The sequence below is a fragment of the Undibacterium sp. Xuan67W genome, from assembly GCF_049340165.1.
GTDB lineage: Bacteria > Pseudomonadota > Gammaproteobacteria > Burkholderiales > Burkholderiaceae_D > Undibacterium.
Genome location: NZ_JBMPPN010000037.1, coordinates 1 through 19,792, shown reverse-complemented (window position 1 = coordinate 19,792; position 19,792 = coordinate 1). Strand labels below are relative to the sequence as shown.

19 protein-coding genes and 1 tRNA gene are annotated in these 19,792 nt (G+C 48.2%); 10 read left to right on the top strand and 10 right to left on the bottom strand.

Annotated elements, in window-relative coordinates; genetic code table 11:
- Positions 1-156: 156 nt before the first annotated feature.
- The gene (locus tag ACO0LE_RS19700; protein ID WP_422962028.1) at positions 157-933 is read right to left on the bottom strand and encodes an enoyl-CoA hydratase; all 777 of its coding nucleotides are present in this window, start codon (positions 931-933) and stop codon (positions 157-159) included.
- Between the two features lie 114 nt (positions 934-1,047).
- On the bottom strand, positions 1,048-2,250 hold the full coding sequence (locus ACO0LE_RS19695; protein ID WP_422962027.1) for a murein transglycosylase A: 1,203 nt from the start codon (positions 2,248-2,250) through the stop codon (positions 1,048-1,050).
- A gap of 12 nt (positions 2,251-2,262) precedes the next feature.
- Between ACO0LE_RS19695 and ACO0LE_RS19690 the strand changes: the two genes are divergently transcribed.
- Positions 2,263-2,394, top strand: a complete 132-nt coding sequence (locus ACO0LE_RS19690) for a hypothetical protein (protein ID WP_422962026.1) — start codon at positions 2,263-2,265, stop codon at positions 2,392-2,394.
- A 73-nt stretch (positions 2,395-2,467) separates the two neighbouring features.
- Here ACO0LE_RS19690 and apaG read toward each other — a convergent pair whose 3' ends face one another.
- On the bottom strand, positions 2,468-2,842 hold the full coding sequence (apaG, locus tag ACO0LE_RS19685) for a Co2+/Mg2+ efflux protein ApaG (RefSeq protein ID WP_422962029.1): 375 nt from the start codon (positions 2,840-2,842) through the stop codon (positions 2,468-2,470).
- A 150-nt stretch (positions 2,843-2,992) separates the two neighbouring features.
- Here apaG and rpe point away from each other — a divergent pair, with 150 nt between their 5' ends.
- From rpe to trpC, 6 genes are all read left to right on the top strand, one after another.
- Positions 2,993-3,661: a ribulose-phosphate 3-epimerase gene (rpe, locus tag ACO0LE_RS19680; RefSeq protein ID WP_422962025.1), complete on the top strand. Its 669-nt coding sequence runs from the start codon at positions 2,993-2,995 to the stop codon at positions 3,659-3,661.
- Between the two features lie 239 nt (positions 3,662-3,900).
- Positions 3,901-4,572: a phosphoglycolate phosphatase gene (locus ACO0LE_RS19675; RefSeq protein WP_422962024.1), complete on the top strand. Its 672-nt coding sequence runs from the start codon at positions 3,901-3,903 to the stop codon at positions 4,570-4,572.
- Positions 4,573-4,808: 236 nt separating this feature from the next.
- Positions 4,809-6,305: an anthranilate synthase component I gene (gene trpE, locus ACO0LE_RS19670; protein WP_422962023.1), complete on the top strand. Its 1,497-nt coding sequence runs from the start codon at positions 4,809-4,811 to the stop codon at positions 6,303-6,305.
- Complete coding sequence (locus ACO0LE_RS19665; RefSeq protein WP_422962022.1) at positions 6,306-6,872, top strand: aminodeoxychorismate/anthranilate synthase component II; 567 nt, start codon at positions 6,306-6,308, stop codon at positions 6,870-6,872.
- 1 nt (position 6,873) lies between these two features.
- On the top strand, positions 6,874-7,911 hold the full coding sequence (gene trpD, locus ACO0LE_RS19660) for an anthranilate phosphoribosyltransferase (protein WP_422962021.1): 1,038 nt from the start codon (positions 6,874-6,876) through the stop codon (positions 7,909-7,911).
- 2 nt (positions 7,912-7,913) lie between these two features.
- Positions 7,914-8,714: an indole-3-glycerol phosphate synthase TrpC gene (trpC, locus tag ACO0LE_RS19655; RefSeq protein ID WP_422962020.1), complete on the top strand. Its 801-nt coding sequence runs from the start codon at positions 7,914-7,916 to the stop codon at positions 8,712-8,714.
- 157 nt (positions 8,715-8,871) lie between these two features.
- Here the strand turns inward: trpC and ACO0LE_RS19650 are convergent, their stop codons facing one another.
- The 3 genes from ACO0LE_RS19650 to ACO0LE_RS19640 form a co-directional block, all read right to left on the bottom strand.
- Positions 8,872-9,486, bottom strand: coding sequence for a hypothetical protein (locus tag ACO0LE_RS19650; protein WP_422962019.1), 615 nt, complete (start codon positions 9,484-9,486; stop codon positions 8,872-8,874).
- A 195-nt stretch (positions 9,487-9,681) separates the two neighbouring features.
- A complete protein-coding gene (locus ACO0LE_RS19645) occupies positions 9,682-11,589 on the bottom strand; it encodes a M61 family metallopeptidase (RefSeq protein WP_422962018.1) in 1,908 nt (635 codons plus the stop codon).
- 33 nt (positions 11,590-11,622) lie between these two features.
- The gene (locus tag ACO0LE_RS19640; RefSeq protein WP_422962017.1) at positions 11,623-12,072 is read right to left on the bottom strand and encodes a DUF3429 domain-containing protein; all 450 of its coding nucleotides are present in this window, start codon (positions 12,070-12,072) and stop codon (positions 11,623-11,625) included.
- A 447-nt stretch (positions 12,073-12,519) separates the two neighbouring features.
- Between ACO0LE_RS19640 and ACO0LE_RS19635 the strand changes: the two genes are divergently transcribed.
- Positions 12,520-15,129, top strand: a complete 2,610-nt coding sequence (locus tag ACO0LE_RS19635; protein ID WP_422962016.1) for a PAS domain-containing sensor histidine kinase — start codon at positions 12,520-12,522, stop codon at positions 15,127-15,129.
- 13 nt (positions 15,130-15,142) lie between these two features.
- Here ACO0LE_RS19635 and ACO0LE_RS19630 read toward each other — a convergent pair whose 3' ends face one another.
- From ACO0LE_RS19630 to ACO0LE_RS19620, 3 genes are all read right to left on the bottom strand, one after another.
- Positions 15,143-15,778, bottom strand: a complete 636-nt coding sequence (locus ACO0LE_RS19630) for a nucleotidyltransferase family protein (protein WP_422962015.1) — start codon at positions 15,776-15,778, stop codon at positions 15,143-15,145.
- 64 nt (positions 15,779-15,842) lie between these two features.
- Positions 15,843-16,559: a DsbC family protein gene (locus tag ACO0LE_RS19625; RefSeq protein WP_422962014.1), complete on the bottom strand. Its 717-nt coding sequence runs from the start codon at positions 16,557-16,559 to the stop codon at positions 15,843-15,845.
- Positions 16,560-16,605: 46 nt separating this feature from the next.
- A complete protein-coding gene (locus tag ACO0LE_RS19620) occupies positions 16,606-17,829 on the bottom strand; it encodes an FAD-dependent monooxygenase (RefSeq protein ID WP_422962013.1) in 1,224 nt (407 codons plus the stop codon).
- A gap of 149 nt (positions 17,830-17,978) precedes the next feature.
- Here ACO0LE_RS19620 and ACO0LE_RS19615 point away from each other — a divergent pair.
- Positions 17,979-18,054, top strand: a tRNA-Phe gene (locus ACO0LE_RS19615).
- A gap of 159 nt (positions 18,055-18,213) precedes the next feature.
- On the opposite strand, the gene ACO0LE_RS19610 is transcribed toward ACO0LE_RS19615, so the two are convergent.
- Positions 18,214-18,720: an antirestriction protein ArdA gene (locus ACO0LE_RS19610; protein ID WP_422962012.1), complete on the bottom strand. Its 507-nt coding sequence runs from the start codon at positions 18,718-18,720 to the stop codon at positions 18,214-18,216.
- 463 nt (positions 18,721-19,183) lie between these two features.
- On the opposite strand from ACO0LE_RS19610, the gene ACO0LE_RS19605 reads away from it, so the two are divergent.
- Positions 19,184-19,711, top strand: coding sequence for a hypothetical protein (locus ACO0LE_RS19605; protein WP_422962011.1), 528 nt, complete (start codon positions 19,184-19,186; stop codon positions 19,709-19,711).
- Positions 19,712-19,792: the final 81 nt, after the last annotated feature.

The window sequence follows — 19,792 nt, the reverse complement described above, 5'->3', positions numbered from 1 at the left end:
AACTCTTCACTTCTAAAACCTGTATCAACTACTTCACTTTCTTTTCTCCCCCCGCCTCTCGACGGGAGCCGAACTATAGCAAATACCACACACCATTGCAAGGACTTTTGACCAATATTTTATAAATAAAATGCGACCAACTGCTCCATACGTTCCCTACTGGTTTTTGAAATTCGCCGGACGCTTTTCCATGAAGGCTTTCATACCTTCCTTCTGATCCTCCGTAGCAAAGCTGCTGTGAAACAGACGGCGCTCATACTGGACGCCTTCGGATAATGTCGTTTCATAAGCACGGTTGACTGAATCTTTAACCATCATGACGATGGGCAGAGACATGGATGCAATCACCATTGCAGCGCCGATGGCTTCTTCCAGTAATTTATCCAGTGGCACAATACGGGACACTAATCCCGCACGTTCAGCCTCAGCAGCATCCATCATGCGCGCCGTCAGGCACATATCCATGGCCTTGGATTTCGAAATCGCTCTTGGCAATCTTTGTGTACCACCTGCGCCAGGCAAGGTTCCCAATTTAATTTCCGGTTGACCGAATTTTGCATTTTCTGCCGCAATAATAAAATCACACATCATGGCAAGCTCACATCCACCACCCAAGGCATAGCCAGCAACTGCCGCAATCACTGGCTTGCGAATTTGACGAATTTGCTCCCAGTTACGGGTAATGTAATCATTCTTATAGGCATCCATATAAGAGTAATTCGCCATCGCACCGATATCCGCACCCGCAGCAAATGCTTTTTCGCTGCCGGTAATTACGATACAGCCAATCGCCTCATTCAAATCGAATGCCTTCAGTGCAGCACCCAATTCATCCATGAGCTGATCATTTAAAGCATTTAAAGCCTTAGGTCGGTTTAGTGTAATGACACCGACCTTATCCTTCGTCTCGACAATAATATTTTGGTATTCCATGCAAGCCTCTTTATTTATATGAGCTATATACATTAGCTATTTATACACAACTTAAATTAACGATGACATCTGAGTCACAACTAAATGAGCCTAACGGCAACTTCGCAGCTAAGTTCAATTAATAGATTTCGGCAGCAATACCCACAACATACCGCGTTGCTTCATACGACCAGCCTGCTCACCGGCTTCGTTACCAAAACCCCAAAAATAATCCGCACGCACAGCGCCTCGAATCGCACCACCGGTATCTTGTGCCACTACGAGCTTTTGCAAAGCACGCGTACTGTTCGGCTGCGTGGTCGACAAAAAGACCGGAACACCCAGGGGCAAAAATTGCGGATCAATCGCGATTGAACGCTGTCCCGTCAAGGGAACACCCAAAGCCCCCTTTGGCCCTATCGCCGGATCAAGAATTTTTTCCTCTTTAAAAAATACCACGCTAGGATTGACGTTCAATAACTCATCCTGGCGACTTGGATTTTTAAGCAACCATTCCTTAATGCCTTGAGCAGATGCTTGCTCCAGTTTGAGTTCGCCTTTATCGACCAGATAACGTCCGATCGATTTATATGGATGCCCGTTCTGATCCGCATACGCGAGCCGGATGACTTCATTTGTGTCGCTCAACGCAACGCGCCCGGAACCCTGTATCTGCAAAAAGAATGCGTCAATCGCATCATCGACCCAAACCAATTCCTTGCCCGCAAGGGCGGGCAAGATCTCAGCGCGCGATGCATATGGCACGACTTTATTTCCGACAACCCGCCCGCGCAGCCGCAAATTTTTCAACTCCGGATACAAACCAGACAAATCAATCGTCAACAAATCAGGAGGCGTGCGATATAAAGGAGCCTGAAAAGCGCCGCCACGTTTTCGCGAGCCCTTTAACAAAGGTTCATAATATCCAGTAATCATACCCTCGCCAGTCCCATCGGGATTACTCACCTGATGCGGCACAAAGAAAGATTCAAAAAAAAGTCGCACAGCCGCATTGTCTTTTGCCTCGACCTCTTTGGCGATAGCACATGGCTCTCTCCAGTCAGGTTTAGTGCGCAATGCGGAACAAGATGCCATAAATGCAGGCCAAGCCTCGGTCAGATCATCCTGCTGCCAACCGGGTAAGGTGCTAAAACTTACTGGTTTCAATATATCTGTATTTTTTATCGCAGCTGCTGTTGTCCCGGTGGTGACTGGAGCCGGCATGGCTGAAGTTACAGGAGGAATCGCCACAGACGTTTTATCAATCGGGGCTGAGGTACATGCAGTCAGCAATACGGTAACAGCAGTCAGGGGTAGAATTGCGGAAAATTTCAACATAGGGAAATCAACATGTGGTTATTAGCAATAGAAGCCGGTGTAGCAATGTTCTTGCTCGTGTTTATTGTCTGGTGGACGATGTTCCAAGGGCGTGACTCTGAGAAAGCGCCAGTAAAAAAAGAGCAAAAATCCGATCCCGAATAAGTCTAACTGACGTCTGGCAGTCAGTGCATCGAGACTGACTCTGGTAATCGCATCAAGCTAGCCATAACGGCGACTAATGCAAAGTGCGCGGTAAGGACAGAACGAACTCCGGGATCGGCGCATCAAAACGATGCCCATCTTCCGCAACACAAAAATAGAGCCCCTTCATACTACCCTGCGGCGTCTTCAGCTCGCTGCCGCTGCTGTATTCAAAACTCTGCCCGGGTTGCAAAAACGGCTGATGTCCGACGACACCTAGCCCCTTCACTTCCTCCACATGATCTTTCGCATCAGTAATAATCCAGTGACGTGCAATCACCTGCGCTGGTACTGTACCGGTGTTTTTGATCGTCACTGTATAGGCAAATACAAAACTCGAATGATCAGGATTCGATTGTTCTTCTAAATATTTCGTTATTACGGAAATCTGCATCTCATAAGCTGCCATAGGTTCTTTCAACGGTTCTGTTCCTTCTCATCATTACGCATATTGTAGTATGGCGACGCATCGGCCACAGCTCCCCAGATCATCATTCATCATCATCTTACCGCGGGCAGAAGAGTAAAATAGTGTATCTCGACTCCACTTGCATTGACTATGACCACTTATCGTATCGCTCCTAGCATCCTCTCAGCCGATTTTGCTCGCCTGGGGGAAGAAGTTCGCAACGTTGTCACCGCTGGCGCTGACATGATTCACTTTGATGTCATGGACAACCATTATGTTCCCAATCTGACCATCGGCCCGCTCGTCTGCGAGGCCATACGCCCGCACGTTCAGGTACCGATTGATGTCCATCTGATGGTCAAGCCCGTAGATCGCATTATTCCCGATTTTGCCAAAGCCGGTGCAAACCTGATCAGCTTCCACCCGGAAGGCTCCGAGCACATTGATCGTAGTTTGCAACTGATCCGCGATCACGGCTGCAAAGCCGGTCTGGTGTTGAACCCTGCGACACCACTATATGTTCTGGAACACGTCATGGACAAACTCGATCTGATTTTGCTGATGTCGGTCAACCCAGGCTTCGGCGGTCAATCGTTTATTCCTCACACTCTGAAAAAAATCGCTGCTGTCAGACGCCTGATCGACGAATCAGGCCGCGACATCTTGCTGCAAGTCGATGGCGGCGTCAAAGTTGACAACATCGCCGACATTGCCCGCGCCGGCGCAGACACGTTTGTTGCAGGCTCGGCCATCTTCGGCAAACCGGACTACATGGCAGTGATCAACGCGATGCGCGCTGAATTAGCAACAGTAGGATAAATACAGGACAAGCCCGCAGTGTTTATGCGCCTTACCGAACACTATTGCCCGCAAAGGCGCATGGATACTGCGGATTCAATCCTATAAATTTTTAAAACTGGCTGACTTTTTCTTTCTGACACAAGATCTCATTAGATATACTCATATTGAATATCGCTAGTTCATTTACCTCTTTAGTTACCTCATCAGCCATATCGTTTTACCAGACAACCCCATTCCCCTTAAGAACACACAACTCCATGTTCAACAATATCCACGCCGTCATCATTGACCTCGACGGCACCATGTTAGATACCGCACCCGATTTTCTGATTGCGATTAATCGTATGCGTGCCGAGCTGGGATTGACGCCGCTGGATATCACAACGATTACGAACTTTGTTGGTAAAGGTTCTGAGAATCTGATTCATCGCGTGCTAGCAGTGGATTTTGATGAAGCGGCTATTGCCATTCACTTTGAAGACGCACTCGCCGCTTATCAGCGCCATTACCTTGCGATTAACGGGGATTACAGTACGCTTTATCCCAAAGTGCTCGAGGGTTTGAATGCGATGCGTGACCGCGGTTTGCGACTCGCCTGCGTGACGAATAAGCCAATGAATTTCGCGCTGCCTTTGCTAGCGAAAAAAGGCTTGAGCGACTATTTCGAAATCGTTTACGGCGGCGACTCTTTCCCGCGAAAAAAACCGGATCCAATGGCGCTATTACAAGTCTGTAGCGATTTTGCACTGAATCCCGCACAGGTATTGGCCATCGGCGACTCGTCGAACGACGCGCAAGCGGCTCGTGCAGCAGGTTGCCCCGTGTTGCATGTACCCTACGGCTACAATCACGGCGAGGCTATACAAAATGTTGATACTGATGGTATAGTCGGCAACCTGTGGGAAGCAGCACAACTACTTTCTGCATGAAATTCACACTGAATTCAACTAACGTTCTCACTCTAACGAATGTTTCCCGATATAAAACGTCTCGCAATCACACCAGGCACCTTTGAGGCCTGGCTATGGCGACGCTGGCAATCTACCTGATGCCGCGCAGGCCTTTGCTCGCCCTTATCCCTTGAGCAAATGTCTGAACACGTTTTTCTCATCTAGTCTTATCCGCCTTCATCCTCAAATTGCATAGAGGCGGCTGAAAGCACATCATGACCGAACTCGAATTTAAATCGCTGGCCGCGCAAGGCTACAACCGTATCCCTATGATCGCGGAAGCTTTCGCCGATCTGGAAACGCCTTTAACTCTTTATCTGAAACTGGCGCAAACCCAGAATACAGGCAAGAATACCTTCCTGCTGGAATCCGTCATGGGCGGCGAGCGCTTTGGCCGCTACTCCTTTATCGGCCTGCCAGCCAACACACTGATGCGCAGCTACGGTAACCGAAGCGAAGTCGTCAAAGACGGAAAAGTGATTGAAACCGTCGAGGGAAATCCACTCGAATTCATCGCCGCATTTCAGTCGCGCTTCAAGGTTGCGCTGCGCCCAGGATTACCGCGTTTCTGTGGAGGACTGGCCGGCTATTTTGGCTACGATGCGGTGCGCTATGTCGAAAAACGACTGGAACACAGTGCCCCCAAAGATGATCTCGGTTTACCCGATATTCAATTGCTGGTGACTGAAGAACTCGCCGTCATCGACAATCTGTCAGGCAAATTGTATTTAATCGTGTATGCCGATCCGACTCAGCCCGAAGCCTGGTCCAAAGCCCGACAGCGACTAAAAGATTTGCGCGCCATGCTACGTCGCAGCGTGGACGCACCGGTCACTTCAGCATCCGTCCGTACCGAGTCAATTCGTGATTTCGCCAAAGCCGACTATCTGACAGCGGTTGAAAAAGCCAAAGAATACGTCATGGCAGGTGATCTGATGCAAGTACAAATCGGTCAACGCATACGCAAGCCTTATGTTGATTCGCCGCTCTCACTGTATCGCGCATTACGCTCGCTGAATCCATCGCCGTACATGTACTTCTACAATTTTGGCGATATGCAGATCATCGGAGCATCACCTGAAATCTTAGTACGCAACGAACAACTCAGTGACGGCAATAAAAAAGTCACAATACGCCCATTGGCAGGTACACGGCCACGCGGCAGTACACCAGAACTCGATGCACAACTTGCCAAAGAATTGCTGGCAGATCCGAAAGAAATCGCCGAGCACGTCATGCTGATCGATCTGGCACGGAACGACGTCGGCCGTATCGCGAAAACCGGCAGCGTCAAAGTGACTGACCAGATGGTGATCGAAAAATACTCCCACGTACAGCACATCGTCTCCAATGTAGAAGGCATTCTGCAACACGGCTTATCGAATCTCGATGTCCTGAAAGCGACCTTCCCTGCCGGCACTTTATCCGGTGCGCCGAAGGTCAGAGCCATGGAATTGATCGACCAGTTAGAGCCGACCAAACGCGGCATTTACGGTGGTGCTTGTGGTTATTTATCCTTCGGCGGAGAAATGGACTTGGCCATCGCCATTCGTACTGGTGTTTTAAAAGATGGCATGCTGCATGTGCAGGCGGCAGCAGGGATCGTTGCCGACTCTGTTCCGGAAATGGAATGGCAAGAAACCGAAAACAAAGCACGTGCTGTTTTACGTGCGGCAGAACAAGTGCAGGATGGCCTGGACGGGGAGATATAAATGTTACTCATGATCGACAACTACGATTCCTTTACCTACAACCTAGTGCAATATTTTGCTGAGTTGGGTGAAGAGGTACGCACCTATCGCAATGATGAAATCACGCTAGATGAAATCGCCGCGATGAAGCCCGACCGCATCTGTATTTCTCCCGGCCCTTGCACGCCGCACGAGGCTGGTATCTCGGTGCCTTTGATCGAACGTTTTTCCGGACAACTTCCGATTCTTGGGGTGTGCCTTGGACATCAAAGTATCGGTGCAGCCTTCGGTGGCAAGATCATCCGCGCCAAAGAGGTGATGCATGGTAAAACCTCGCCGATTGCGCACACTGGTGTCGGCGTGTTTAGCGACTTACCTAGTCCTTATACCATCACGCGCTACCACTCACTGGCGATTGAGCGCTCAAGCTTACCCGCTTGCCTGGAAGTCACCGCGTGGACCGAAGACGGCGAAATCATGGGTGTGCGCCATAAGGAATTTGATTTGCAGGGTGTGCAATTCCATCCCGAATCAATTCTGTCTGAGCATGGTCACGCGCTATTGAAAAATTTTTTGATCGGAAAATAAGATGACCATCTCCCAACAAGAAGCGTTGACGCGATTAATCGAACACCGTGAAATTTTTCACGACGAAATGCTGTATCTGTTCCGTAAAATCATGGGCGGCGAAATGTCTCCTGTGATGATCACTGCATTGACCATGGGTCTGCGGGTGAAGAAGGAAAGCATAGGGGAGATCACAGCAGCGGCGCAGGTCATGCGAGAGTTCTCCACCAAAGTTCCGCTGGCAAATACGACGAACATGATCGACATCGTCGGTACCGGTGGGGACGGTGCACATACCTTTAATATTTCTACTGCATCGATGTTTGTGACTGCTGCAGCGGGTGCGCGTGTCGCCAAGCACGGCGGTCGCAGCGTATCGTCATCCTCCGGCAGTGCGGACGTGCTGGAATCGCTGGGCGTAAATATCAATTTGCAGCCAGAACAAATTGCGCAATCCATCGCACAAACCGGTATCGGCTTTATGTTCGCACCAAATCATCACGCTGCGATGAAACACGCTGCGCCGGTGCGCAAAGAACTTGGCGTGCGGACGATATTCAATATTCTCGGACCGCTAACTAATCCGGCTGGCGCACCTAATATTTTGATGGGCGTATTCCACCCCGATCTGGTCGGTATTCAAGTCCGCGTATTGCAACGCCTTGGCGCGCAACATGCGCTAGTAGTGTGGGGACGCGACAATATGGATGAAGTCTCACTCGGTGCACCCACCATGGTCGGCGAACTGGTGAATGGCGAAATCCGCGAATATGATATTCATCCCGAGGATTTTGGCCTGAATATGGTCTCCAACCGTCAGCTCAGAGTATCTGGCGCAGAAGAATCCAAAGCCAAGATTATGGAAGTCATGCACAACGTAACTGGCGCTGCGACCGATATCGTAAGCCTGAACGCAGGTGCGGCGCTGTATGGTGCGGGTATCGCCGACTCGATCGCCGATGGCGTCAAAAAAGCACAGACGGCCATCGCCTCCGGGGCTGCTCTCGCGAAGCTGGAGCAATTGGTACAGGTCACGCAGCAATTAGGTAAAGGAGCGTAATCGTGTCAGATATTCTGAATAAAATTCTGGCAGTCAAAGTCGATGAAGTCGCTGCCGCTAAAAAAGTTCAATCGTACACCAGCCTTCGTAGCGAAGTCGAAAGCGATACCGAAGCACGTGCATCGATACGCGGATTTGAAGCCAGTTTGCGAAATAAAATCAACGCCGGTCAGGCAGGTGTAATTGCTGAAATCAAAAAAGCGTCACCGTCCAAAGGTGTGTTACGTGCTGACTTTAAACCTGCTGACATCGCGCTCAGTTACGCAGACCACGGCGCAGCTTGTCTTTCTGTGTTGACCGATGAGCAGTTTTTCCAAGGTGCGCCAGACTATCTGAAACAAGCACGCGCGGCTTGCCACATTCCCGCTCTGCGCAAAGATTTCCTGATCGATCCTTATCAGGTATATCAGGCTCGTAGCTGGGGGGGCGACTGCATTCTGCTGATCGTCTCGGCACTCGATCACGGTCTGATGGCAGAACTCGAAGCTTGCGCGCATGAATTGGGGATGGATGTGCTGGTCGAGGTGCATGACGGCGAAGAACTCGACGCCGCCTTAAAACTAAAAACCAATCTGTTAGGCATCAACAACCGCAATCTGCGTACTTTTGATGTGTCGTTAGATACGACAATCGGTTTATTGCCACGCATCTCACCGGACAAATTAGTCATCACCGAATCGGGCATCATGAGCACCGCCGACGTCAAACGCGTGCGGGATGCAAATGTCCATGGCTTCCTGGTTGGCGAAGCATTTATGCGGGCAGAAAATCCAGGGCGGGAATTGCAGAAACTGTTTTTTTAATGCTGGACTAATCTTGATTGCGCAGCATTTATGCGGCTAATGGCGTGTTTTTGGCCTGCGAGGCGCATGAATACTGCGTGAGTACATTGAAATTTAATCTCATGATTTGACGTCAGAGGTACAGAAGCACTGCCCAAACTTAGACAGTGCTATAGCGCTACCACTTGCATCCTTTACCCTTGATCGTATCGACCAGGACTGGTGCAATGATCAGCAAACCCTTCACCGTGACATTGCCGAATTTTACTCCCTCCGAACGTGCCATCATACAGTCCTCGCGATGTGCTTTGTCCAGTTCGGTTTGTAGTTTCATTTCTGGCGTCACCGTTATTTGCGCCAGTTGCTGCTGCTCCAGTAAATCAGGCTGACGCGTCTTTTCGCTTTGCTGAAAGTGTTGACGGATGCGTTCCAGATCTAAGGCTGAACTAGGGGCTGAGCTAAGGGCTTGAGCAGAGACTCTTTGGTCTTGATGCTCCGGATCTCGTTTGTGCTGCGGCGGTTGATCAACGCTCGGACGATCAGAGGCAGAATTCGGCGCGATTACCCTATGTGTTTTGCGCGGAACATTAGGAGAAATCGCTTTCTCCGTTGCTGACTCAGACAATGGCGATGCGGCGTCTGGCCGGAGCTGCAATAGCTGTAGGTAACGTATACTTTTCACCTCTGAATACACCATTGGCGCACGCATCACGAGCAGCAAGCCTATGTGCAAGAGCAAAATCGGGAGCAGGGTCAACAGACGCTGGCGATTGAAGGAAATTGGTTTATGCATCAGGATTTTCTGGAGGATAAATCTCTGATACAGATTGCTTTAAAAAGTTTCCAATTAATCACATAAATATGCTGTTCGCATATTGAGGATTTCTCTATAAAAATAATAAAAATAGGGAGTATCCATAAAAAAATGGCTAATCCGCTCGTCTGATATGCGGATTAGCCACCTATATTCCCATACTCCTACTCAGTATTATTTCTTCACGGGCCTTTGATAACTAGGCCGGTGAGTCAACAAACAAGCCTTACTGTTCTCTTGTAAAGCCAGCGATAACGCAGGGATATCGTCGGCTTGCAGCTTTGCCTGAACCACCAGCAACTCATCACGACGGAAGGCATGCAATTGCACAGTTTCACCTACCGCATAACGACTCAGGGCGTTCGACAATCCATCGGCGGCGTCGGCAGCGGTCACACGCAAATCGTTGATGGCAATCAGAACATCACCAGCGGATAAACCGGCGCGATGCGCGGCACGAGTTTCGTGGACATTCGCGAGTTTACAATCATTGCCGTCTTTCGCCACGCGCACGCCGAGTGAGGCTTTGGCACGCTTGGTTCCTTTGCTTGCATCATTGAATATGACACCAAAGTCTTCATACAAGCCCGCCATTGGTAGGTCGTCAGTACCGCGCACAAAGCGGTCGAGAAAACGTTTTGCCTTGACGCCTGTGGCTTGTTCAATGATCGCTTCGATTTCTGTTTCGCTGAGACCTTGCTGTTTGCCAGACAAGGTTTTTTCATAGAAATCACGGCCGTATTTTTGCCATAAAGCACGCATCACATCGTCTAAGGATTTCTTACCGGCGGTCTCCGCACGAATCGTCAGATCCAGTCCGAGGCCGACTAAAGAACCTTTGGTGTAGTAGCTGACAATCGCATTCGGTGAGTTCTCATCCTGACGATAGTATTTGGTCCAGGCATCAAAACTGGAGTCGGCAACGCTTTGCTTTTTGCGTCCTGATCCGCGTGTCACCATATTGATGGTTTTTGATAACAGTTTGAAATAACTGGCTTCATCAATCATGCCGGAACGTACCAACATCAGATCGTCGTAATAACTAGTGAACCCCTCAAACAACCAGAGCAGGCTGGTGTAATTCTCTTGCCGCAAATCGTAATGCGCAAATGCTGCCGGCTTAATACGCTTGACGTTCCAGGTATGGAAATATTCATGGCTGCATAAACCAAGGAAGCTGCGATAGCCATCACTCATCTCAACCTGATTCTTCGACGGCAAATCAACACGATTGCAAATCAAGGCCGTCGAGGCACGATGCTCCAGTCCGCCATAGCCATCACCAACAGCCATCGTCATGAAGACATAGCGATCCATCGGTGCGCGTCTAGTCTTTGGTTCAAAGAAACTGATTTGCGCCTCACAGATTTTTTTCAGATCAGCGACGATGCGCGGCAAATCCAGATTCGGCACGATGCCCGTCACGACAAAATCATGTGGCACGCCATGGGCGTCAAAACTCGCCATGACGAAATTGCCCATCTCGACCGGATGATCAATCAGCTCATCATAGTTGGCGGCAATATACGTTCCAAAGCCATAGCGCTTGGCTTTCAACTCTGGCAATGCTGTCGCGACACGCCAGTTTTTGCATGCGACGTCATCCGCACGCTGAATGTCCACGATATGTGGCACCATCTCCTGCTCGGCAACTTGCAAAAATACACTGGTGCCGTTAAAGAAGCCGTGTTGCTGATCAAGATGCGCAGCACGTACCGATAAGTCCCAGGCATAAACTTCGTACTCAATCGTCAATGCGCTTTCGCAGGGCGCGGCTTGCCAGGTGTGCTTATCACGCTTTTTCAGCAGCACTTTTTTACCTGCACTGTGCGCATGGATCTGTACGATATTGCGAGCAAACTCGCGAACCATATAGCTACCGGGAATCCAGGCAGGTAGCGTGAGTATTTGCCCTGCAGGATCGGGGCGGGCGATACTCAGACGCACCTGATACAAGTGTCCGGCCAGATCTTTGGGGACGATATGATAGTGAATCGCGGAGTCAGTGGCGGCCTGGTTGACCTTAGCTTGTTTCTTCGCAGTTAATTTGACAGAGGTCTTCTTGTCAGCGGCATTGGTCATGCTCTTTATTCTTTCTTGAAACGGTAAAAATAATTAACGCACATTCGCGGCAACAAAAGTCAAGGCCAGCGCCGTCACCACCACGACGGTCAGGCGTAGCCGCAAGATAATAAACCAATCTGGCAATTCGTAGCTGAGATACAGACGTTTATCGACTTGATAGGCAACGACAAAACCAACGATCTGCACCAGAAAACCGACACCCATGTTCACCATTGAACACCAGGCAATCATGGTCGGGATTACCCCCCAGATCAGTGCCTTGCGGGTATCGGCTGTATCGCGATTCTGAGACATCAGAGCGACACCCCAATGCAGTCCTCCTAAAAACGACAAGATGATAATGCCGTAAGAAAGTTGCGCCTTGATAAAGTAACCTAACCAGTCAGGGTGCACGATCCAGCATGCCAGACTGAGAAGAATGAAAGGAATCAAACCGGAAAAACCGAGTTTATTCACCAGTTGTTTATTTGGGATATCCATTAGTTTATTTAGTGTTGAATTGTTTGCGTCACTTACTCAAGTTCTTAATCTACTTGATTTGCTTACCCGCTTGATGAGCAAGTTCCGCATGCGCCAGATTGGTAGCAAAATTAATAAAAACGCTATCTTAGTATTTTTATGCTTCAGCTTAAAACCAGATATTTTATGAGGATTTACCGACATTAGATATATTTACGCTAAGAAGATAGTTCGTAAATGCCATCACATGCTCCCCGAAACAACGCTTTGTTCGCTAAAAATAATGTGCCGGACACTTTTTCACGATTTGGCAGTTAAGATAAGGAAAAATCAGTCATCGCTGATGTCAGTTTATTTTTTTCTCTTTGCACAATGGCAAAGTCTTCTCACACCGAGCAAATGATAGCTTTCTGCACGCCTCCTACGACATACAGCCCCATCCGATTGTTTGTTGCGTTACGACGCGTTTTGGCTACATTTATCTTACTGATCGTTGTGCCGCCTCTGTCAGCGCAAAACCAATATCCCCCTTCCAATACCGTCATCGCAACTGAAGGATTTATCATGTTCGGCAACGACGATCAGTTAATTGCCGTGACGTTGATTAGTCTCATCACTTTGTTTGGCATGTTGTTATTTCTCATTCATATCCGTAAGAATGGTCAAAAAGCGTTGGAGCGTAGCGAAAATAATTATCGTGAATTATTCAATTTCAGCAGCGAAGCAATCGTCATCCGTGATCTCGAAAATGGCGCTTTAATAGATATTAATATGCGCTTCACTGAGCTATACGGTTTTACTAAAGCGGAAGCTGCGGCCCTGAATATTGAGAATTTCAGTGCGAATTATCCTCCCTACACCGATGCAGAGGGTAAGGTTTGGTTGAATAAAGCCATCCATGAAGGGCCGCAGCTTTTTGAATGGCATGCCCGGCACGCGGATGGTTGCCTGTTTTGGGTAGAAGTCTCATTGCACATCGAAGAACTCGACGGCAAACGTCGCTCCATTGCGTCCGCTAGGGATATTACCGACCGCAAACTGGCAGTCGCCCGTGTCAGCGCGATAGAACATCAAATGCAGCAAACATATCAAAGCTTACCGGTTGCATTATTTACTATCAATGCGGGTCATGTCGTTACCCAGTGGAATTCGTTACTGGCACAAATGACTCATACGGCAGCTAATGAGATTATAGGAACGACAGAAGCTTGGCGTGGTTTTTATCACGATACCCGTCCATGCCTCGCTAATCTGATATTAAATGGGATGAATATCGCGGCAATACAGGCACATTACCAAAGCAATGTTTCCCCAAGCAAAAACGTGGCCGGTGCAGTCGAAACAGAAGGCTATTTCAGCAGAATCGGTGAACATGGAAAGTGGCTACATTTTACTGCGGTCCCCTTGGTCGATGAAGTGGGCAATACAGTCGGAGCACTCGAAACATTAATTGATATTACCGAACGCAAATTCGCAGAAATTGCCCTACAAAACAGTGAGGCAACTTATCGCACACTGATAGATCATGCGCCAGAAGCAATTCTGGTATTAGACGTAGGTAAAAACAAATTCGTCGAGGCAAATCGTCATGCAGCAAAACTATTTGGCTATTCGCAGCTGGAGCTCCTAGATCTAAATGCACGTCAACTTAGTTCGGTGCTGCAAGAGGATGGCCCAGAAGCAGCGAAAATTATTAGAGATTATCTAGAATCAGCATTAACTGGGCAAGATGTCCGTTTTGAATGGGTGTGCAGAAACGCAAGCGGCGATTCAGTTCCATGTGAGATCCAACTAATTAAACTTCCTAGCAAGCAGGACGCTCAGTTAGTCTGCTGCAGTATTCACGATATTACTGAACGTAATGCTGCGAAATTAGCCATTCTGCGAGAGCGAAATTTTCTCGAGACTTTGCTTGAAGCGATGCCCATCCCGATTTTTTACAAAGATCGCGGGGGACGATATCTTGGTTTCAATGGCGCATTTTTGAACATGATGCACTTGCGCAGAGAAGATATCATTCATAAGAAAATTGAAGATTGGATCGCACCGGATAAAGTATCCATCTACAAAGAAAAAGATGCTTTGCTATATGGCAGTCAGGAAAAACAAATATTCCAACGCCGCATCAACGAAACATCCAATGATCCACGCTACGTAATTTTTCATCGCGCCGTCTTCAAAAATCAGAAGGGAGAAGTAGATGGAATGATCGGCGCAATTCTTGATATTACAGAATTAGAAAATACGAAAATTGCGCTGGAAAATTTGAATCAGGTGCTGGAGCATCGCGTCCTCGAACGCACGGAAGAATTGCAACAGGCGATGGAGCATCTGGTGCAATCCGAGAAACTCGCTGCACTGGGCAATCTCGTCGCCGGTATCGCGCATGAACTGAATACGCCGATTGGCAATATCGTGACCGTCGCATCCACTTTAAAAGATGAGAGCAGTGCGTTCCTGACACAGCTCAATAGCGGCCAACTAAGGCGTAGTGAGGCGATTCATTCTGCCGAACTCATGAAACAAGCGGGTACGATGATCGAGCACAATGCGATCCGAAGCGCAAAACTGATTTCTGATTTTAAGCAGGTCGCTGTTGATCAATCGAGCGCACGGCGTCGCCTGTTTGATTTGGAAGCAACCATCAATGAAGTCATGACCACGCTGATGCCCATGCTCAAGCGTACCAGTCATCATGTCGATATCCGGATTCTGGAAAAAATTCAGCTCGATAGCTATCCGGGGCCGATAGAACAGATCATCACGAATTTAATTTCGAATTCTTTACTGCATGGCTTTGATAGCCTGGAAGATGGCAAGATCACGATCTCAGCTCACACATTCGACAATGAGATTCTGCTGGATTATCGGGACAATGGTCAGGGTATGGGTGCCGATACCCTCGCACATTTATTCGACCCGTTCTTTACGACCAAACTCGGTCAAGGTGGTAGCGGCTTAGGTTTATATATCGTGTACAACCTGGTCACAGGTGTACTGGGTGGACGCATCACGGTGAACAGCAGTCCCGGTGAGGGCGCGCATTTCACAATCGTCTTGCCGCAAAGCGCACCTTAAGTTTTAAACGAACTTAACGCAGCAAATCTTCTGGTCGGTCAATGTCTTGCAAAATCCCCAGATCATCGACATCGATTTCAACAACTGGATAGCGTCGTAATAAATCTCTGGCACCCTGGTCACCGGACAACAAAAGCAGCTCTGCCAAATGGGTACGCGAAAATGCCACAGGATTGCCGAGCTTCCCCTGATAACACAACACGGCAATATCGGCACCAGACTCTAAAGCAGACAGCAACTGACAGATCGTTGACGGCTGCACATAGGGCATATCCGCTAAGGCAATGACCCACCCTTGATAGTCGAGACTCTGTTGCAAGCCATACACCAACGATGCCGCCATCCCCTGCTCTGCATGCGGGCAAACACCAATGTCGCATCCTGTATCTCGCAGTGACTGTGCAAGAACAGTCGTTGCCGAAGTTTGGGGGATTGCAGAGACTGAACAAGCTGAGGATGCTGGAATAACTGCTAGGGTATCAGGCAGCGCCGCCAATAAGTGCCTAGCGCTGCTGACTGCCACGGTCTGCTGATCACTAACCGGCTGCAACAGTTTGTTACGCTGCCCGCTCTGATCAAAACGCCGGCCTTGTCCCGCAGCGAGTAAAATACCTCGCCACTTTTTGAGGGACTGTTGGCTCTCACTCATGCAGTAATATTAAAGAGACTGAAGTGGCGGAGGTAATGAAAGTGATACGAACGGGTAGTCACTCTTATTTCAGGCTAGAGAATTTCTCTTCCAGACCTTTGACATCGACAGCACCAGGAATACGTGAGCCATCGGCAAAGAAAATCGTCGGTGTACCATTAATACGTAACTTCTTACCGAGTTCAAAAATTTTCTCGTTCGGTGTATTGCAGTTCGCCGCTGCAGTCGGTGCAACCTTGCCATTCAACATCCATTCATCCCATGCTTTATTGCGGTCTGCAGTACACCAGATGTTTTTGGATTTGACGCTGGAGTCTTCTGACAAAATGTTATACATAAAAGTGTAGACCGTGACATTGTCGACGTCCTGCAAATTCTTACGGAAACGCTTGCAGTAACCACAGTTCGGATCTTCAAAAATCGCGATCACGCGTTTGCCGTTTCCTTTAACTGTTTTAAGCGCCGATTCAAAAGGCAAATCGGCAAACTTAACCCGGCTGAGCTCATCGACACGCACCTTGGTGTAGTTCGTCGCATTGCGGGCATCAATGACATTACCGATAAACAGATATTGGGCTTTTTCATCGGTATAAATGACATCGCTACCGACTCGCACTTCGAACAATCCTGCATAAGGAGTCTTGGTCACTGAATCGACTTTGGTGCCGTCATTCAGGCGAGGCTCCACCAATTTTTTCACAGCGGCTTCCTGAGCAGTCTCTGCCATGACACAAGTTGCCGATAACATCAGCAAAGCAGCGATAAGTGATTTGATTTTCATTAGTGTTCGTGTCCGTCAATTAAATACAAAAAAACAAAATAGGATGCTATTTACCCATTGCATGAGAAATCAGCTTTCTCTTTATGACAGGCAAACTATCCAGCAAGTTCAATCCCAGATTACGCACCAGACGCAGCGGCGCCAGATCAGTACCAAATAATCGTGCCAGACCGTCAGTTGTCAACTGCATCAATGCCACCTCTTCAGTGCGTGCGCGCTGGTAACGGCGCAAAACACGCGCATCGCCACAATCGCGATGCTCTTCACGTGCGGAGAGTACCGACAATAAAGCCTGTACATCACCAAAACCCAGATTCATCCCATGTCCGGCCATCGGGTGTACGACATGCCCGGCATCGCCAATCAAAGCCACCCGCGCTGCGATCATCGAATGTGGTCGCATCAAACGCAAAGGAAACGCTTTAACCACCTCTGGAACCAAAGGTGTTAAACGCCCGAGCACCTCACGGCAATACGCAAATAAACGATCCGCCAGCGCCGTTAAAGGCTCACGCAACAACTGCCCAGCCAGAGGATCAGGTGCAGACCATACCAGAGATACGCGCTGCCCCGGCAGAGGCAAGAGCGCAATAATACCCAGATCCTCAACAAACCATTGATGCGCAATCCCGCGATGCGGTTTTTCACAAGCGAAATTCGTCACAACTCCCTGCTGCCCGTAAGAGCGATAATCCAGTCCAATATCGGCCTGCCCGCGCACCCATGACTGAGCCCCGTCAGCACCGATCAACAAAGCGGTAGTTAGCTGATCACTATTCTCAAGTTGAATACTAACTTCAGTGTCATTCACTGAAATACGCGATGCACGTCCGGCGACTTGCGTAATGTTCTGCGCAAACTTCAATGCATTATCCAAAGCCTGATTCAGATTTTTATCCTCAACAATCCATGCCAGCTCATGCACATGCGCGCCATACGCATCAAAACCCAACTTACCATCCGACGCCGCGTTGCCGCCAAATACCTGCATCGCCTCGACACTGGCAATCCGCTCATGATCCAACGCACCCCAGACTTTTAAACCACTCAGCAAATCATGCGCCACGTGATTGAGCGCAAATACTCGCACATCCCAATCCTCGGCAATAGATGCAGCAGAAGCCACAGATGCTGGCAAATGAGAAGGCGCATGCGAAGGTGCGAGCAAAGTCACACGCAAACCTTGCTGAGACAAACCCAATGCAGCCGCCTTACCAACTGCACCATCACCAACAATACAAATATCGCTATGTACAGATTGAGTCGCCATCGCGCTATAAACCTTACAAACAGAGAAATAATCACAATATTATACGGCAGCCAAAAAAGCAGCGAATTAAGTCACAACAGGATGAGGTCGCAAGTTAATTCATAAAATGCTTGCATATTAGCGACCACATCTCTATAATTCTTGGTCTTGGCCTGGTAGCTCAGTCGGTAGAGCAGAGGATTGAAAATCCTTGTGTCGGTGGTTCGATTCCGCCCCGGGCCACCAAGTACATCAAGGGTTAGAGCCGTAGTAGGCACTAACCCTTTTTTGTTTCTTGGTGTCTAGGCTACGTATAGGCTACGCCGTAGCCTATCAAAATTTTCAATCAAAACAGTTCTTTCTGTAGGCAAGTCCAACCTGCCCACCCTGTCCACGTTATTTTGACTAAATGCTTGAAGCATTTGTGCATGTCCAAGTTGCGCCTTCAAAATCAAACTCATATAAGTCGCCACCCATTTCACAATCCCGCGCATACTTTTCATAATCAATATAAGCACGCACTGATTCCGGTACGTCGCTTAAGTAGAATTCATCAAACAACGTCTCGGCAACGTCTTTCAAACTGCCTTCGGACAAATTCACGTCTTCCAGCTTATCCAAAGCATTTTCCAAGTTATAGCTTGAAACACTGCACAAATAATACAAAGCTGTTTTTTCATGCTCGGCTAAATCGGCAATAGTTTCAAACCATCGGTTTAAATTGGCTTGATTGATAGCACACGCTGAAAACAATTGGCAGTCGTCACCATCTATGAATTGAATTTCAAACTCTTCTACAGGGCTGCCAAAAGCGTCCAGCAGGTTTTCTGATTTCTCGGTATATGCCTCCAAGGTATCAAAGTAAAAACCAACTGCGTCCAAGCTATAAGGCTGTGCGAAAAATGTGCTCATGTTGTTCTCTGCTTTCGTATCGTTTTTAGGCTGGTTGAGCCTGAAGTTGATTTTGACTTGCTCTGTTTTTGCAGACTTCACAACTCGTTTATCTGCATCATTTTTGAGTCGTTTCGCCTAAGCCACGAATGGCATGGCTGGACAAGAAGCAATGCAAGCAATTTGTCAAAATCGCAGTCGCAACGAAGAGAGAACCGATTGCAGAAAATCCCGAAGGGGAATGCTTGTGTTGATACGCAGACGTGCAAATCTTGGCGTTTTTAGCGAGACGGGGAAAAGGTGTTGCAGATAAATTGACGGGTAAAAACAGAGATGCACTGGAGGGGGAATTTGAATTCAAGACAGAGAATAATCAATTGAATGTCATTCCATATGATGAAAATATGCAATTCTTAGCGCTTTTGTTACCATTCTGTTGTTGCACTTCATTCCACTCTCGTCGCTTTAAAAATTCAGGAAATTTATGGAAATTTCGGATGCTCAAATTGTTCACGCCTATGAAATAGCAAAACAAGTATTTAACGGTCAATTTTCGACTTCACGTGGAATAGAGGTTTTACATTTAGAACACGGCCTAAATGAAGCTTCGGCAGGTGACTTTATAAATGACTATAAATATTTACGTCGTGGTCAGGTGTTTCATAGGACTATGAGCGCTTCAGCTATGCGCTACTTTATTGAGCAAATTTTCGCGGAGCATGACTCTAGTGGTTTGAACCTTGCGTTAGCTTCTCTTCGTTTACATATTCAATATTACGAAGGACACACGAAGACAACCATGCACCGTATGAGATCGGTCGTAGACGAATTCGAATTACGTATCGATAGCCCCACTCAATCTGCCACTCCAAGAGCACACACCCGCGAAGACCTACGTCCGACCACAAAACTCTTGGTAAAGAGCGTTGTAGAGTTGGTCAATATCAAAACCGACGACTGGAAGGGTGAACTTCCCAGCTTTCACTATACAGATTTAAGCCTCATAATCTAGTTCAAAGAAGAGGTGCTTATGTCTGGCAAACGATTTACTGAAGAATTTAAAAAAGAAGCGATTAAGCAGGTAACGGAACGA